The organism is Bacillus sp. EKM206B (genome assembly GCF_011066015.1).
In the GTDB taxonomy this organism is placed as follows: Bacteria; Bacillota; Bacilli; order Bacillales; family Bacillaceae; genus Bacillus; species Bacillus velezensis.
On record NZ_JAAMNL010000001.1, the window covers coordinates 538,322 to 555,530 of the forward strand.

General features: G+C 46.0%; 17 protein-coding genes. 14 read left to right on the forward strand and 3 right to left on the reverse strand.

What is annotated here, in order from left to right:
* The first annotated feature begins 392 nt into the window (after positions 1-392).
* From cwlO to G9F50_RS02720, 8 genes are all read left to right on the forward strand, one after another.
* Positions 393-1,799: a peptidoglycan DL-endopeptidase CwlO gene (cwlO, locus tag G9F50_RS02685; protein WP_060562511.1), complete on the forward strand. Its 1,407-nt coding sequence runs from the start codon at positions 393-395 to the stop codon at positions 1,797-1,799.
* 206 nt (positions 1,800-2,005) lie between these two features.
* Positions 2,006-2,956, forward strand: a complete 951-nt coding sequence (trxB, locus tag G9F50_RS02690) for a thioredoxin-disulfide reductase (protein ID WP_007407423.1) — start codon at positions 2,006-2,008, stop codon at positions 2,954-2,956.
* A 273-nt stretch (positions 2,957-3,229) separates the two neighbouring features.
* Complete coding sequence (locus tag G9F50_RS02695) at positions 3,230-3,697, forward strand: 8-oxo-dGTP diphosphatase (protein WP_003151491.1); 468 nt, start codon at positions 3,230-3,232, stop codon at positions 3,695-3,697.
* Between the two features lie 25 nt (positions 3,698-3,722).
* The gene (gene rapZ, locus G9F50_RS02700) at positions 3,723-4,610 is read left to right on the forward strand and encodes an RNase adapter RapZ (protein ID WP_012118535.1); all 888 of its coding nucleotides are present in this window, start codon (positions 3,723-3,725) and stop codon (positions 4,608-4,610) included.
* On the forward strand, positions 4,607-5,560 hold the full coding sequence (locus G9F50_RS02705) for a gluconeogenesis factor YvcK family protein (RefSeq protein WP_007407422.1): 954 nt from the start codon (positions 4,607-4,609) through the stop codon (positions 5,558-5,560). The genes rapZ and G9F50_RS02705 overlap by 4 nt, the downstream gene beginning before the upstream one ends.
* A 26-nt stretch (positions 5,561-5,586) precedes the next feature.
* Positions 5,587-6,537 (forward strand): DNA-binding protein WhiA, encoded by a 951-nt coding sequence (gene whiA / locus G9F50_RS02710; RefSeq protein ID WP_007407421.1) that lies wholly within the window; start codon positions 5,587-5,589, stop codon positions 6,535-6,537.
* A gap of 23 nt (positions 6,538-6,560) precedes the next feature.
* Complete coding sequence (locus tag G9F50_RS02715; protein WP_003151495.1) at positions 6,561-6,818, forward strand: HPr family phosphocarrier protein; 258 nt, start codon at positions 6,561-6,563, stop codon at positions 6,816-6,818.
* Positions 6,819-6,842: 24 nt separating this feature from the next.
* Positions 6,843-7,589 carry an arylamine N-acetyltransferase family protein gene (locus G9F50_RS02720; protein WP_060562512.1) on the forward strand — a complete coding sequence of 249 codons (747 nt, stop codon included), beginning with the start codon at positions 6,843-6,845 and terminating at the stop codon, positions 7,587-7,589.
* A 61-nt stretch (positions 7,590-7,650) separates the two neighbouring features.
* On the opposite strand, the gene G9F50_RS02725 is transcribed toward G9F50_RS02720, so the two are convergent.
* Positions 7,651-8,040, reverse strand: a complete 390-nt coding sequence (locus tag G9F50_RS02725; protein ID WP_223204413.1) for a ribonuclease — start codon at positions 8,038-8,040, stop codon at positions 7,651-7,653.
* 204 nt (positions 8,041-8,244) lie between these two features.
* On the reverse strand, positions 8,245-9,210 hold the full coding sequence (locus G9F50_RS02730; RefSeq protein WP_060562513.1) for a 2-hydroxyacid dehydrogenase: 966 nt from the start codon (positions 9,208-9,210) through the stop codon (positions 8,245-8,247).
* Positions 9,211-9,610: 400 nt separating this feature from the next.
* On the opposite strand from G9F50_RS02730, the gene G9F50_RS02740 reads away from it, so the two are divergent.
* A complete protein-coding gene (locus G9F50_RS02740) occupies positions 9,611-10,192 on the forward strand; it encodes a beta-class carbonic anhydrase (RefSeq protein ID WP_003151503.1) in 582 nt (193 codons plus the stop codon).
* A gap of 2 nt (positions 10,193-10,194) precedes the next feature.
* A complete protein-coding gene (locus G9F50_RS02745; protein WP_060562581.1) occupies positions 10,195-11,784 on the forward strand; it encodes a SulP family inorganic anion transporter in 1,590 nt (529 codons plus the stop codon).
* Positions 11,785-11,829: 45 nt separating this feature from the next.
* On the opposite strand, the gene G9F50_RS02750 is transcribed toward G9F50_RS02745, so the two are convergent.
* On the reverse strand, positions 11,830-12,150 hold the full coding sequence (locus tag G9F50_RS02750; RefSeq protein ID WP_003151506.1) for a MazG nucleotide pyrophosphohydrolase domain-containing protein: 321 nt from the start codon (positions 12,148-12,150) through the stop codon (positions 11,830-11,832).
* A 115-nt stretch (positions 12,151-12,265) separates the two neighbouring features.
* Between G9F50_RS02750 and G9F50_RS02755 the strand changes: the two genes are divergently transcribed.
* From G9F50_RS02755 to G9F50_RS02770, 4 genes are all read left to right on the forward strand, one after another.
* Positions 12,266-12,841 (forward strand): LOG family protein, encoded by a 576-nt coding sequence (locus G9F50_RS02755; RefSeq protein WP_014418959.1) that lies wholly within the window; start codon positions 12,266-12,268, stop codon positions 12,839-12,841.
* Between the two features lie 173 nt (positions 12,842-13,014).
* On the forward strand, positions 13,015-13,965 hold the full coding sequence (locus G9F50_RS02760) for a LacI family DNA-binding transcriptional regulator (RefSeq protein ID WP_060562514.1): 951 nt from the start codon (positions 13,015-13,017) through the stop codon (positions 13,963-13,965).
* A gap of 101 nt (positions 13,966-14,066) precedes the next feature.
* A complete protein-coding gene (locus tag G9F50_RS02765; protein WP_060562515.1) occupies positions 14,067-15,836 on the forward strand; it encodes a glycoside hydrolase family 13 protein in 1,770 nt (589 codons plus the stop codon).
* Positions 15,837-15,929: 93 nt separating this feature from the next.
* Positions 15,930-17,186, forward strand: coding sequence for an extracellular solute-binding protein (locus G9F50_RS02770; protein WP_060562516.1), 1,257 nt, complete (start codon positions 15,930-15,932; stop codon positions 17,184-17,186).
* Positions 17,187-17,209 lie beyond the last annotated feature (23 nt).

Here is a 17,209-nt window from a genome sequence, read left to right on the forward strand (position 1 = left end):
GATTCTTTCTATATAAAGAGTCGGTTCTTTTTTTATCAGAAAGGGGCAAAACAGAACTTTACCGCCGAAAAAAGAGGTATTCATACGTATTTTTTTGCTTTTCGAATCGAAATCAGGCCGTAATCACCGTTTATTTTGCAAAATATGAGATTTGCAATCACATTGAAATATAACTGTAATAAAAATTGTCGAAACATGATGGTATAATGAGTCTCGTACATAAGAGATTAGTTTATTTTACATGTGCTGTATAATCTATACCAATTTAAAAGATTTAAAGATTCATACATAAAAATCATCAGCCTCACGGGTATGTGAGGGAGCGTAACTTTGATGTTCATAATAGAATTCCAAATGAGAACAGGTTTAAAGTAAAAGGGAGGAAAGAAAAAGTGAAAAAGAGTTTATTAACACTTGGTTTGGCTTCCGTCATCGGGACAAGCAGTTTTTTGATCCCGTTTACAAAAACTGCATCGGCGGAAACATTAGACAGCAAAAAAGCAAAAATTGAAAGCAAGCAATCTGAGGTGGCTTCAAGCCTTGAAGCAAAAGAAAGAGAATTGTCTAAGCTTCAGGACAAGCAGGCTAAGATTGAAAAAGAACTGAAAGACATTAACGCTAAAGCGTTGGATACAAGCAATAAAATCGAAGATAAAAAAGCTGAAAACGAAAAAACGAAAAAGCAGATCGCTGATTTGAAAAAAGAAATCAAAGAAACAGAAGCGCGTATTGAAAAACGCAATGAAATCCTAAAAAAACGCGTTCGTTCTTTACAGGAAAACGGCGGTTCTCAAGGATACATAGATGTTCTTTTAGGGGCGACAAGCTTCGGAGACTTCATTTCCCGTGCGACTGCAGTATCTTCTATCGTTGATGCGGATAAAGACCTGATCAAACAGCAGGAGCAGGATAAAGCGAAACTCGAAGACGCAGAAGCTGAACTTAACGTGAAGCTGAAAAAAGTTCAAGATGATCTTGCGAAACTCGAGTCTATGCAAAAAGACCTGAACAAACAGCTTGATCAGAAAGACAAGCTTTTCGACGAAGCGAAAAACGGTCAGAAAAAAGCGGCTTCCGCTATCTCTGATCTGAAAAAAGAAGCATCAAAGCTTGCAAACGAAAAAGCTGACACTGAAAAAGAACAGAAGCGCATTAAAGCTGAGCAGGCTGCAGCGGCTGCCCTGATCAAAAAACAGGAAGAAGCGCAAAAAGCTTCTGAAGACCAAAACCAAAAAGATGACAGCCAGCCGGCACCGGCGGTTAAAACTGTGAAAAAAGCGGCTGTTTCAACATCATCTGATTCATCTGACAGCTCAAGCAAGAGCACTTCAGGCGGATCATCTCATAACAGCGGCGGTTCAGATGATTCTGACGGCGGATCTGTTATTTCAAATTCTGGCGGTATTGAAGGCGCCATCAGCGTAGGATCAAGCCTTGTGGGTAAATCTCCGTACAAATTCGGCGGCGGACGCACTCAATCTGATATTGACAACCGTATTTTTGACTGCTCTTCATTCGTACGCTGGGCTTATGCTAACGCAGGCGTTAACCTCGGACCTGTCAGCGGAACAAGCACAGATACTTTAATTAACAGAGGGAAAGCTGTCAGTGCGTCTGATATGAAACGCGGAGACTTAGTGTTCTTCAACACGTATAAAACAAACGGCCACGTCGGCATCTACTTAGGCAACGGAACGTTCCTGAACGATAATACATCGCATGGTGTATCTATCGATTCTATGAGCAACCCTTATTGGAAAAAATATTTCAACGGTAATGTAAGACGTGTCGTTCAATAATGAATAAGACAAGGGCCTTCTATCCCGGAAGGCTCTTTCTTTATTTGTATACCCGCTCAGGAGCTGCCTAATCACGGTTTTTCAGAAAAATGAGCAAAAAAATAGCGAATTGCCTTCAGATTTAATAGGATATGGGTAAGGAATACGATTGATGGGGATTCTTAGTCATATAGGGTGCGCCCCATTTCGAAAAGGAGTGAATCATGGTGTCAGAAGAAAAAATTTATGATGTGATCATTATCGGCGCGGGTCCGGCGGGGATGACCGCTGCTGTTTACACATCACGAGCGAACTTATCCACATTAATGATCGAAAGAGGAATTCCGGGCGGCCAGATGGCCAACACGGAGGATGTTGAAAACTATCCGGGTTTTGAAAGCATTCTCGGCCCTGAACTTTCTAATAAAATGTTTGAACATGCGAAAAAATTCGGTGCGGAATATGCGTACGGCGATATTAAAGAAATCGTTGACGGTAAAGAATATAAAACGGTCAAAGCCGGTTCAAAAGAATATAAAGCGCGTGCCATCGTCATTTCTGCCGGAGCGGAATACAAAAAGATCGGTGTTCCCGGCGAAAAAGAACTGGGCGGCCGCGGCGTATCGTACTGCGCGGTTTGTGACGGCGCGTTCTTTAAAAATAAAGAGCTTGTCGTTGTCGGCGGCGGAGACTCCGCCGTTGAAGAAGGCGTCTATCTGACACGCTTCGCTTCAAAAGTCACCATCGTTCACAGACGTGACAAATTGCGTGCGCAAAGCATTCTTCAGGCGCGTGCCTTTGACAATGAGAAAATTGACTTCAAATGGAACAAAACCGTAAAAGAAATCCATGAGGAAAACGGAAAAGTCGGCAGACTTACTCTTGTGGATACCGTGACGGGAGAAGAGGAAGAATTCAAAGCTGACGGCGTCTTTATTTATATCGGTATGCTTCCGCTTTCTAAACCGTTCGAGAACTTGGGCATCACAAATGAAGAAGGCTACATTGAAACAAACGCTCAAATGGAAACAAAAGTTCCAGGCATTTTCGCCGCGGGAGACATCCGTGAAAAAACGCTCCGCCAGATCGTAACGGCGACAGGCGACGGAAGTATTGCGGCTCAAAGCGTTCAGCATTATGTGGAAGAGCTTGAGGAAACGCTCAAAACCGTTAAATAATCACTGTAATGTTCAGTTTTTGAATCGTTACTGTGTTTTAATTACGCTGTAACACGGGTGAAATACTGATGTTTTAAGATGAATGTAGTAATTGACCCCCTTTTTAATGAATACACTTTGGCACGGATTCCAGTATCCGTGCCCTTTTTTTGCGATTTTCTGTTTTCTGTCAAATAAAAGAAAAGGATGTCGGTGTCTCTGCATTGTGAGAGACATGCCGAAACGGTATAATGAAGAGACGATGATTTGTTGAGAAGGTTAGGTGACGTACTTGTGCAAAGAGTGACAAATTGTGTGCTGCAGACAGATGATCAGGTTCTCCTTCTCCAAAAGCCGAGACGGGGCTGGTGGGTCGCGCCCGGCGGGAAGATGGAAAGCGGCGAGTCCGTCAGAGATTCCGTCATCAGAGAGTACAGAGAAGAGACGGGCATTTATATACTAAATCCGCAGTTAAAAGGCGTGTTTACCTTTATTATTAAGGAACAGGAACAAATCGTGTCAGAGTGGATGATGTTTACTTTCGTCGCCGACTCCTACACGGGGCGGAATGTCGCTGAATCAGAGGAAGGCGTTCTGAAGTGGCATGACGTAAAAGATATCCACAGCCTTCCGATGGCCCCCGGAGACGGGCATATCCTTGATTTTATGATCAAGGGCCAAGGGCTTTTGCACGGCACCTTTACGTATACGCCGGACTTCGAGCTGCTCAGCTATCGTTTAGATCCGCAGCTTATCAAATAAAAGAAAGACCGCAGGGGGGAGAAAGATGAGTATGAATGAAAACCATGATATTCAGCTCGTCATCATTACGGGAATGTCTGGAGCGGGGAAAACCGTCGCCATTCAAAGCTTTGAGGATCTCGGTTATTTTTGCGTTGACAATCTGCCGCCTTCCTTGCTGCCGAAATTTTTGGAGCTGATGAAAGAATCAAGTTCAAAAATGAGCAAGGTCGCGCTTGTCATGGATCTGCGGGGACGTGAATTTTTTGACAGGCTGATTGAGGCGCTGGATGAAATGGCGGAAAATCCGTGGATTACACCGCGCATTCTCTTTTTAGACGCTAAGGATTCCATCCTTGTGACGAGATACAAAGAAACGAGGCGTTCTCACCCGCTGGCCGCTACCGGGCTTCCTCTTGAAGGAATCGCGCTGGAACGCCAGCTGCTTGAAGAATTGAAAGGGCGCTCTCAGCTGATCTATGACACATCGGATATGAAACCGCGTGATCTGCGTGAAAAAATCGTGGCGCATTTCGCCACGAACCAAGGTGAAACATTTACAGTGAACGTAATGTCATTCGGTTTCAAATACGGGCTTCCGATAGATGCCGACCTCGTGTTTGATGTAAGGTTTCTGCCGAATCCGTTCTACATTGAAAGCATGAGGCCGCTTACGGGGAAAGATGAGGAAGTGTCATCCTATGTGATGAAGTGGAACGAAACACAAAAGTTTATTGAAAAGCTTGTTGATCTGCTCGGCTTTATGCTTCCGTCTTATAAGCGGGAAGGTAAAAGCCAACTTGTCATCGCGATCGGCTGTACGGGCGGCCAGCACCGCTCCGTCACGCTCGCTGAATATTTGGCTGACTATTTTAAAAAAGATTTCTATACTCATGTCACTCACCGGGACATTGAAAAGAGAAGCCGGAAATGAATAAAAAGCCGAAAATCGCAATCTTCGGCGGCGGAACGGGTCTGTCCGTGCTGCTTCGGGGGTTAAAGCATAAGCCCGTTGATATTACGGCGATTGTGACAGTTGCTGATGACGGCGGAAGTTCAGGCCGTCTGCGGGATGAACTTCAAATTCCGCCGCCGGGTGACATCCGTAACGTACTGGCTGCTTTGTCAGATGTTGAGCCGCTCGTTGAAAATCTGTTTCAGCACCGTTTCAACAAAGGAAGCGACTTAACCGGACATTCGCTCGGCAATTTGATTTTGGCAGCGATGACAAATATAACCGGTGATTTCTTTCACGCTGTCACCGAAATGAGCAAGGTGCTGAATGTCCGCGGCAGAGTGCTGCCTGCTGCCAACACCAGTGTCGTTCTTCACGCTGAAATGGAGGACGGGCAGGTCGTCTCCGGAGAATCGACAATCCCTTCTTACGGCCAGCGGATTAAACGGGTGTTTCTTACGCCTGAAAAAATTGATCCGCTCCCGGAAACGATTGACGTCATCCGTCAGGCCGATTTAATCATTATCGGTCCGGGAAGCCTGTACACAAGCATTCTTCCGAATCTGCTCGTTCCGAAAATCGGAGAGGAAGTCGTCAAGGCTGCGGCCAAAAAAGTATATATATGCAACGTCATGACACAGCCCGGAGAGACGCTGCAATACAGTGCGGCCGACCATGTCAAGGCGCTGAACGATCATATGGAGCAGCCGTTTATCGACACGATCTTAATCAACAATGAGGAGATCCCTGACGAAATCAAAAGCAAATATGCGAAAGAGCTGGCCCGGCCCGTCGACTTCAATGTTGAAAAGCTGAAATCCATGGGGCTTGAGGTCATCAGGGATCAGATTATCACGTATAAAAATGGCGTAATCCGTCACGATACACATAAAGTGGCTTCTCTTCTTGTCGATTTATTAAGGGACTAGAGGCCTTTTGAAATGAGGTGGCTAATATGTCATTTGCATCGGAAACAAAAAAAGAACTGACGAATCTGGAAGTGAAGGACTGCTGCGCCAAGGCGGAGCTGTCCGCGCTGATTCGGATGAACGGTTCACTGTCATTTTCAAACCGCCATCTCGTGCTTGACGTTCAAACCGAAAATGCGGCGATTGCCCGCCGCATTTATACATTGCTGAAGAAACAATATGATGTATCGGTCGAACTGTTAGTCAGAAAAAAAATGCGGCTGAAAAAAAACAATGTTTATATTGTGCGCTTTTCTGAAAATGCAAAGCTGATTTTAGAGGAATTGAAAATCCTCGGAGAGAACTTTGTATTTGAACGGAATATTTCTGAGGAACTGGTGGCGAAACGCTGCTGCAAACGTTCTTATATGAGAGGGGCGTTTTTGGCGGGGGGATCTGTGAATAATCCCGAAACATCGTCGTACCACTTGGAAATCTTCTCGCTTTATAAGGAACATAACGATTCATTATGCGCGCTGCTGAATGAATTTCATCTGAACAGCAAAACGCTTGAACGGAAAAAAGGCTATATTACGTATTTAAAAGAGGCGGAAAAAATCACTGAATTTCTGAATGTCATCGGCGCTCACAATTCACTGCTGCGTTTTGAAGATGTGCGGATTGTCAGAGACATGAGAAACTCAGTGAACCGCCTCGTCAATTGCGAAACAGCAAACTTAAACAAAACCATCGGTGCTTCTCTCAGACAGGTGGAAAATATTAAATACATTGATGAACGGATCGGTCTTGAAGCGCTGCCGGAAAAGCTTCGCGAAATTGCGCAGCTGCGGATTGATTATCAGGAGGTCACGCTGAAAGAACTGGGGGAAATGGTTGCAAGCGGGAAAATCAGCAAATCCGGCATCAATCACAGGCTGAGAAAGCTCGATGAAATCGCAGAACAGCTGCGTACAGGACAAAGCATCACTTTGAAATAACCGTACAGAAAAGGGGAGATCTTATGGTTCAGGGGAAAGTGGAAGTGCGTTTAAAGACGGGATTGCAGGCGCGTCCCGCTGCATTGTTTGTACAGGAGGCAAATCGTTTTGCATCAGATGTGTTTCTTGAGAAAAACGGCAAGAAAGTGAATGCCAAAAGCATTATGGGATTAATGAGTCTGGCGGTCAGCACGGGGACGGAAGTCACTCTGATCGCTGAAGGCGACGATGAAAAGGAAGCGCTGGAAAAGTTGTCCGCTTATGTGCAGGAAGAAGTGTAAACACTTTGTAAGGGGGACGGAACGATGAATGAGTTTCTGAAAGATTGTTATCAAACGATAGGCTGGGAAAAGGATTCCCTCGATTTCAGCAACCTGCCGGAGTTTTTAAAGGCGCTCGCATATCGGTTTCCGTTTGAAAATCGCGCGGTTTTGTCCAAAAAAGAATATGACGTCACGAAAGAAGGACTGTGGCGGCACATGGTGAAGGAACCTCATGGCGGCCTTTGTTATGACTTGAACGGACTGCTTTATTTCATCTTGAAAGATGCCGAATTTGATGTCAAATTGATCCGCGGAACGGTCTGGAAAAACGGCTGGGCGCTGCCCGGCACACATGCGGCCGTACTTCTTTCCGCCGGGGGGAATGAGTACATCGCTGATGCAGGCTTCGGACTCAATCTCGCCATGCAGCCTGTGCCGATGTCGGGAGACGAGACGGTATCAGCGGCCGGAGCGTTCCGCGTGAGGATAGAAGAGACGGAATTCGGGACATACCTGCTTGAAATGAACAAAGGGGACGGCTGGCAGACAGGTTACGCATTTTCGCTTGAAGAAATCGATGAAAAGGACCTCAAGTCTATGAAACAAACAATCTTTGAACATGAACGCTCTCCTTTCAACAAACGCCTGCTTGCTTCTAAGCGGACACCGGAAGGGCACATGGTTCTGTCTGAACGCAATATAACAATAAAAAAACACGATGGCACGGCGGAAAACAGCAGAATAGACCGGTCAGAGTTTGAAGAAAAATTTACTGCTCATTTTATATGAAGCTCGCAGGTTCTCTGCAAAAAAAAACGGCCTCCGCAGGGAAGCCGTTTTTTGTATGTGTTTATCTCATTTTTGTAAAGGTTTTATAATGATCTGTCGTCTTATAAATCAGCCAGTCGCTTGAGTAAAGAATCCGGTCTGAATTTCTGAAGCCTGATGTATAGTTAATATCCGCTTCACGCCACGTCCGTCCGCTTTTGGCAGGGAGTTTGCCTTCCCTGTTTGAGAAGATGTCTCCGCCGATGCTTTTCCCCGGAGCGACGTCTGCAAGATTCCCCTTTGATGCAACCCAGCCGAGGGCCTGCGCTTCTGACTTTGTAATGTAATTATCAGGAAGCTTATGATAGGTCTGAAGATAATCCGCAACCCCGTCAAACGTGTTGATAACCTGTGCTTCAGTGTGCGCCTTGTGAGAAGATGTATCCGTCTTGGCAGCCGTGGAAAACAGCATCCCCGCCGCGGAGAACAGCACCAGCAAACAAACGGAAATCCACGATAATCGTTTTTTCAAAGCAATACCTCCCATTTTTATCATGTGAAGCTGATTCCTTTTCATTGTATCAGCATCGAGAGAAAGGAATAGAAAGAATTTAAAAATAGTTCTTTTGATCTAGCAAAAAATAAACCCCGGCTGAAACGGCCGGGATTTTTCATCTTATTGAAATTCCTTCGTGAGGTTTTTCGGCGTTTTTCCGTATACGGCGTCAATCATGTTTTGTGCGGCTTGCTTGAACATATTCAAACGGATTTTTGCCGTTGCTGACCCGATATGCGGAAGCAATGTGACGTTTTCCAGCTGCAGGAGCGGATTGTCTTCGGCGATCGGCTCTTTTTCAAACACATCTAAACCGGCGCCTTTTATCCAGCCCTCCTGCAATGCGCGGATGAGCGCTTTCTCATCAACCGTCTTTCCCCGGGAAATATTGACGAAACATGCCGTATCTTTCATCAATTTAAATTCCCGCTCTCCCATCATATGATACGTTTCGTCAGTAAGCGGCGTAATTAACAGCACAAAGTCTGATGTTTTCAGCAGTGTATCTAAGTCGGCATATGTAACCCCGAGTTCCTTCTCAGCATCCGGTTTTCTGCTGCGATTATAATACAGCACGTCCATATCGAAGCCGAATTTTGCCCGTTTGGCAGCTTGTTCACCGATTCTGCCCATGCCGATAATTCCTAATGTCTGATGGTGGACATCCAAACCGAAAAGAGATTCTTCCTCAACGGTTCCCCATTTGCCGGCGCGGACGAATCGATCCAATTCGGCAACCCGTCTGGCGGAAGACAGGATTAATGAAAAAGCCAGATCAGCGACAGTGTCATCTAAGGTGTACGGCGTATGCGTGCCGACAACCCCGCGTCTTTTCATTTCTTCAATATTAAAATTATCATAGCCGACAGAATTATTGCTGACGACCTTCAGCTTCGGCGCGTGATCCAGTAAATCACTGTCAATCGCCGTTCCGGATGTCAGCAGCCCTTCAGCATCTTTCATTTTTTCGTACAGTTCCTCTTTTGGAATGGTATCTTCTTTCCAGATGTCATAGCGGCAATGCTCGCCTATCATTTGCTCGACTTCCGGCGGTATCGGTTTCGCGATGAATACATAGGGTTTCAACGGGCTTCTCCTCCTTTGTCTTTCTTCTCTATTTTATTATATAAGAGAAGCGGTAACGTGAGAAATATTCAAACGCATCACGATAAATTTCTGGTTCTTTTGAACTTAAAATGAAAGAAAAAGAAATGTACATGCTTGATTTCTCCAAACAATAACAGAATCCGCCTATATTTCTGAAGGCAAAATGAGCGGAACCGCTGTTTTCAAAAGCTTTATAGGTTGGTGTAAAGATAAATTTTATTATTTTTGAAAGATATAAATGAACATAATCTGAATTTACAGTCAAATTATCGTGTCTTTTTTTGAAAGCGCTTTTGAGGCCTTTTTCTGTGCTATAATTCCTTACTGTAAGCTGGGTAAGAAGGCTTGCAATACAATCGGATGGGAGATGAATAGAAAAATGGTTTCTTTATCAAGCATTTTGGAGCACAACCAGCAGTTTGTCCAAGAAAGGAAATATGAACCTTACCAAACGACAAAATTCCCGAAAAAAAAGCTTGTCATCGTATCCTGTATGGATACAAGGCTGACGGAGCTTCTGCCGCAGGCGATGGGACTCAGAAACGGCGATGCCAAAATCATAAAAAACGCGGGAGCCATTGTTTCTCACCCATTTGGAAGTGTCATGCGGAGCATTTTGGTTGCCGTTTATGAACTGCAGGCAGAGGAAGTCTGCATCATAGGTCACCGCGAGTGCGGAATGTCGGGATTAAATGCGGCTTCCATATTAAATAAAGCGAAAGAGCGCGGCGTGGAGGACAAATGTCTCAGCCTTCTGCAGCATGCGGGAGTCGATTTGGAAACATGGCTGACCGGCTTTCACAGCGTTGAAGAAAGCGTGGCCCACAGCGTGAATATGGTCAGGCATCATCCGCTCTTGCCTGAAGAGGTGCCGGTGCACGGGCTGGTGATCGATCCGGGGACGGGGACGCTGGATGTTGTCGTTGACGGTTATGAAACAGTCAAAGGAGGATGCAGCTGACGATGCAATTTACCGGCAGATATCAGGGATACAATTTGCAGAAATTTCAGAAAGACCTAATCGCGGGAATTGTGGTGGGAATTGTAGCGATTCCACTGGGAATGGCCTTTGCCATCGCCTCGGGGGTCGGTCCGGAATACGGGCTTTACACCGTTATTGTGGCCGGAATTCTGATTTCGCTGTTGGGCGGTTCTAAATATCAGATCGGCGGGCCTACGGGGGCGTTTGTTCCCATTTTATTTGCCATTGTGATGCAGTATGGTTTTGAGAATTTACTTGTAGCCGGTTTTATGGCAGGCGTCATGCTCGTCCTGTTTGGCGTATTTAAGCTCGGAAAGATTATGAAATTCGTGCCGAAGCCAGTGATCGTCGGATTTACGGCCGGAATCGCGGTGCTGATTTTCTCGGAGCAGATTGCCCATTTTCTCGGTCTGCGCGATATCCAAAAGCATGAAAGCTTTATCCTCAACATTGCGGAAATCGGCAAGAAGATCGGAACCCTTAATTTATACAGCATCCTCATCGCGGGAATTGCTTTGGCCATTTTGCTGTTATCAGCCAGGCTGATGCCGAAGATTCCGGGCGCGCTTGTGGCGCTGCTTGTCTCTACAGCCGCGGCGGTCGTGTTTTTTCCTGACAAAATGGCGACAATCGGTTCTGCTTACGGGGAAATCCCGCGGCAGCTTCCGGCTTTCCAGCTTCCTGATTTCTCAATCGATAACATGATCATGATGTTTCCGTCGGCTCTGATCATTGCGCTTCTCGGCGGACTTGAGTCCATATTATCGGCGATGGTCGCGGACAATATGAAAGGATCACGGCATGACAGCAATAGGGAGCTTGTCGGGCAAGGCATCGCCAATATGGCCGCGCCGCTTTTCGGCGGCATACCGGCAACGGGAGCGATTGCGCGGACCGCAACAAATATTAAAAACGGCGCAGTTTCTCCGATTTCCGGTGTTGTCCACGGAGTCACCGTCCTCCTCGTCCTGCTCGTCTTCGCCCCGCTTGCCGTTCACGTACCGCTGGCAAGCATGGCGCCGGTATTGATGGTTGTGGCTTGGAACATGAGTGAGCGGAGGGAAGTCGCCAATATGATGCGGCTGAAAAACACTGATTCATTCGTACTGGCGGCAACCTTTTTGCTGACGGTTCTGTTTGATTTAATCATCGGCGTTTCTGCCGGTCTCGTGCTCGCTTTTGTTTTCTTTATCAGGAAAATGAGCGAATCAACAAGCATCAAAACACCGCATGCCGCTGTCAAATCGGTTAAAAATGATTCGTCCGTCAGCACATATTCCATTGAAGGGCCGCTGTTTTTCGGTTCAATTGATTCACTGGAATCATCGCTGCTGGAGAGGCTTCAGGAAAAGCCGAAGACGCTTATTCTGCTGATGAATAATGTACATTACATGGATACCTCCGCAGAAGCGGTGCTGGGGAATGTGATGAACCGGATCAAACGGCATAACGGGAGATTGATGATCGTCGGATTGCAATCACAGCCGAGAGAGCTGATCCGGAAGACGGGGCTGTTTCATAAAATCGGGAAACAGCATTTCTTTGAGCATCAGGACGAGATAACGGGATAAAATTCAGATACGGCCTGTCCATGAAAAAGCGGACAGGCCGTGTTTTTATTCGGTTTCAAAGCGCTTGATCAGTTTTTCCTGATGGGCTTTCATCGCATCTTCTAACGTGATGCCGTACTTATCGGCAAGGATGGCCAGATTTCCGAGGACGTCACCCATTTCTTCAATCAGCTCCTGCCTGCGCTCAGCCTGGGTCGCGTCCTTTTCATCCGGCCGGTCTCTACCGATTTCATATGCTCTTACCGCTCGGGCGAGCTCACCCGCCTCTTCCATTAAAAAACCGATTCTGATAAATGGCCCGTACGCCGTCCATCCTCGTTTTTCATAAAAATCTTTCGTCCATTGTTCTGCTTCAGCCATCTGCATGTGAAACACTCCTTATGTCCTGTATGATTCTTATTGATATTATCATATAGAGATGGGACAATATATAGTGTATTTTGATTTATTGATGTACATATATAGATACGGAGATGAAAAAATGAAAACCATTTGTGTATTTGCGGGGTCAAACCCGGGGGTAAATGAAGAGTACAAACGCAAAGCGGCCGAACTGGGTGAATATATGGCGGAGCAGGGAATCGGCCTTGTTTACGGCGGGTCACGGGTCGGTCTGATGGGAACCGTCGCCGACGCGTTAATGGCAGGCGGCGGAAAAGCTGTCGGCGTCATGCCGAGCGGGCTGTTCAGCGGAGAGGTTGTTCATCAGAATCTGACGGAGCTGATTGAAGTCAGCGGCATGCATGAGCGGAAAGCGAAAATGAGTGAACTTGCCGATGGGTACATTGCCATGCCCGGCGGCTTCGGAACATATGAAGAGTTGTTTGAAGTGCTATGCTGGGCGCAAATCGGCATTCATCAAAAACCGATCGGACTGTACAATGTGAACGGGTATTTTGAGCCGATGATGAAAATGGTCAAGTACAGCATTCAGGAAGGATTTTCGAATGAGTCTCATTTGAAGCTGATACACAGCTCCTCCCGGCCGGATGAGCTGATTGAGCAGATGAACAATTACTCGTACCCGATCCTTCAGAAAAAATGGACGGAAATATAAAAAAAGAGCCATCTGGCATGTGTGAGAGTGCCGGGCGGACTTCATTAAAATCGAGTGTGTTTGACAATATGAGATTTCCTTAGGGGAATCTTTTTTTATGTCCAGATTACCATCGTAGTATAATTTAACTAATTCGGATTGGCTATCTAAGCAAAAGCGGAAGGAGACGGAAAATGGCGACGTTGTCAGATGTGGCTAAGAGAGCGAATGTTTCGAAAATGACGGTGTCACGTGTGATTAATCACCCTGATACGGTAACAGATGAACTGAAAAAGCTCGTTCATTCCGCAATGAAAGAGCTGAATTACATCCCTAATTATGCGGCAAGAGCGCTTGTACAAAACAGAACACAGGTTGTCAAATTGCTGATTCTTGAGGAAATGGATACGACCGAACCTTATTACATGAACTTGCTGACCGGAATCAGCCGGGAGCTGGATCGCCATCATTATGCTTTGCAGCTTGTGACAAGAAATTCACTCAATATCGGGCAATGCGACGGCATTATTGCCACCGGCTTGAGAAAGACCGATTTTGAATTTGTCATCAAAGCTTTTGAAAAGCCGTTAGTCGTATTTGGAGAAAATGAAATGGGCTATGATTTCGTCGATGTGAATAACGAAAAAGGGACTTTTATGGCAACCCGCCATGTCATGGGGCTGGGGGAGCGTGAGGTTGTCTTTTTCGGCATTGATTTGGATGAGCCATTCGAACGCTCAAGAGAACAGGGGTATATTCGGGCGATGAAAGAGAGCTGCAGAGAAACGAAGCTGTTTCGGATCGCTAACAGTTCAAAAAAAAGCGAAAGCCTGGCAAGAGAAGTTTTGAAAACGCTCGGCCGGCAAGCCGCGTTTGTCTGCGCCACCGACCGAATCGCGCTCGGGGTCATTCGTGCGGTGCAGTCACTCGGAAAACGAATTCCCGAAGATGTGGCCGTTACTGGAAATGACGGTGTTTTTCTTGACCGCATTTCCTCCCCGCGGCTGACTACGGTCAGACAGCCGGTTGTGGAAATGGGAGAGGCCTGTGCGAAAATGCTGCTGAAAAAAATGAATGAAGGCGGCGCAGCTCAAGGTCATTTGTTTTTTGAACCGGAGTTAATTGTGCGGGAATCAACTTTGTGAAAGCTTGATTCTGTTATCGGTAACAAGAGAAAAACGTTTGCTTCCCCCGATTTCATCATGCTACCTTCAATGAATAAGCCAGCCTATAAAAAGGGGGAAACATGATGGAATATGCCGCAATACATCATCAGCCGTTCAGTGCTGATGCTTATTCTTATGACGGGCGGACGGTGCATATCAAAATCCGGACGAAAAAAGGTGATGCTGATCAGATTCGATTGGTTTGGGGCGATCCTTATGAATACAGCGGCGGCAGATGGTCGGCAGCCGAGCAGCCAATGAGAAAAACAGCCGCAACCCAAAACCATGATTATTGGTTTGCTGAAGTGTCGCCGCCATTCAGGCGTTTGCAATATGCATTTATTGTCTCAGACCAGCATGAAAACATCTTTTTCGGAGCGTCAGGGGTCTGTCCTGTAAATAAAAAAACGCTGGAAACGATTCATTATTATTTTAAGCTTCCGTTTGTTCATGAGGCGGATACATTTCAAGCGCCTGAATGGGCGAAATCAACGGTTTGGTATCAAATTTTTCCGGAACGTTTTGCGAATGGAAGAGAAGACCTGTCACCGGAAGCTGCACTGCCTTGGGGGAGCAAGGACCCGGACGTTAATGATTTTTTTGGCGGAGATTTGCAGGGGATTATCGACAAGCTCGATTATTTAGAAGAATTAGGGGTGAACGGAATTTATTTAACTCCGATCTTCTCCTCTCCATCCAACCATAAATATGACACGCTGGATTACTATTCCATCGATCCGCATTTTGGGGATCGGGAGCTTTTCCGGACATTGGTCAGCCGGCTTCATCAGCGGGGAATGAAAATTATGCTTGATGCTGTTTTTAATCATATAGGCAGCGCTTCTCCGCAGTGGCAGGATGTTGTAAAACACGGGGCCCTGTCCCGCTACAAAGACTGGTTCCATATTCACTCTTTTCCTGTGAAAGAAGACAATTATGACAGGTTTGCGTTTACGCCTGATATGCCGAAGCTGAATACGGCTAATCCGGAAGTGCAGAGGTATTTGTTTGAGATTGGTTTGTACTGGATTCGTGAATTTGACATTGACGGCTGGCGTTTAGATGTGGCAAATGAAGTGGATCACGCTTTTTGGAAGGCATTCAGACAGGCTGTAACGGCAGAGAAGCCCGATCTTTATATTTTGGGTGAGATATGGCATTCATCCGAACCTTGGCTCAGAGGAGATGAGTTTCACGCTGTGATGAATTATCCTTTCACAGAGCCGATGATTGCTTATTTTGCTGACCGGGAGATTTCTGCTTCATCCATGGCCTATCGATTAAACGCGCACTTGATGAATGGGATGCGGCAAGCCAACGAGGTGACGTTCAATTTACTGGACAGCCATGATACAGAACGTCTTCTGACAAGGTGCGGAAATGATGAGAAAACAGCCCGCTCTCTGCTGGCTTTTATGTTTGCCCAGACAGGAGCGCCCTGCATCTACTACGGAACGGAAATCGGTCTGGACGGCGGGAGAGATCCATTATGCCGGAAGTGTATGATTTGGGAAAAGGAAAAGCAAAACCAGGAAATGCTCAGCTTTATGAAACGCTTAATCACCTTGCGCAAAAAAGAAAACGCTTTATTGACGTACGGAAGTCTTGAGTGGCATCTGCTTGATGATCAAAACGATTGTATCAGTTTTTCGAGGGTTTTCAATGGCAGGCAATTGATTTTCTATTTTAATCAGGGGAACCGGGCCGGGGAAATCCGTTTGCAAGATTTTAATATGGAGAGAAGCAGAATAGTTTACGATGCGTGGACGGATCAGATCCTTCAACATGATGCCGCTATTGCTGTTCAGCCGGGAGAATTTTTGATTTTGAGCGCTGACGCCCCTGTCTGAATTCTGTTATCGGTAACAGGCTGAAAGGTTTTGAAACCGCTTTCTCTAACAGAGTAGAATTGTAATAGATTCATAATAAAAGGGGGAAAAGATATGGCGGGGTTCGTCAAAAAGGGATTGGCTTTATTGACGGCATCAGTTTTGGCATTCTGTCTCGGCGCCTGTTCAAATTCAAAAGAATCGGCTGGCTCTGATGGCAAAAAGGTACTGACCGTGTCCGTTGAAGAAACCTATAAAAAATATATTGAAAGCATTAAAGGAGAGTTTGAAAAAGAGAATCACGTCACAATCAACATTGCAGAAAAGCAAATGTTCGATCAGCTTGAGGCGCTTCCTTTGGACGGCCCGGCCGGCAATGCGCCTGACGTTATGCTTGCCGCATATGACCGGATCGGCAGTTTGGCGCAGCAAGGTCATTTGCTTGATTTAAAACCTGCTGATACAAAAAGCTTTGGAGATAAAGAGATGCAGCAGGTAACGGTTAACGGAAAGGTGTATGGAATGCCGCTGGTGATTGAGACGCTTGTTCTGTATTACAACAAAGATCTTATAAAAAAAGCGCCGGCAACATTTAAAGACCTTGAAACATTAACAGAGGATCCCCGGTTTTCATTTGCTTCTGAAAAAGGAAAGTCAACGGGATTTTTAGCAAAGTGGACTGACTTTTATATGTCGTACGGTTTGCTGTCCGGTTACGGCGGATATGTATTCGGGAAAAACGGCACAGATCCCGGGGATATCGGTCTGAACAATAAAGGGGCTGCAGAAGCGGTGAAATACGCGGAGAAATGGTTTAAAACGTATTGGCCAAAAGGCATGCAGGATAACTCAAGCGCAGACGATTTTATTCAGCAAATGTTTTTGGACAAGAAAGCGGCTGCAATCATCGGCGGGCCTTGGTCGGCTGCCAATTTTCAAGAGGCCGGCCTGAACTATGGAGCCGCTCCTATTCCGACATTGCCAAACGGAAAAGAATATGCTCCGTTTGCGGGCGGCAAAGGCTGGGTTGCTTCAAAATATACAAAGGAACCCGAGCTGGCTGAAAAATGGCTTGAGTATGCAACAAATGATGCCAATGCTTACGCCTTTTATGAGGATACAAATGAAGTTCCGGCCAACACAGCCGCAAGGAAGAAAGCGGGGGAGCAAAAAAATGAGCTGGCGTCAGCTGTTATTAAACAATATGAGTCAGCGGCACCTGCGCCGAATATTCCTGAAATGGCCGAGGTATGGACTGGCGCTGAAAGTTTAATGTTTGATGCGGCTTCGGGGAAAAAAACAGCAAAAAAATCGGCGGATGATGCGGTAAACGTCATAAAAGAAAACATCAAAGAAAAGTATGTGAAATAAAATCGGAGGGGAAGTGTCCGTAA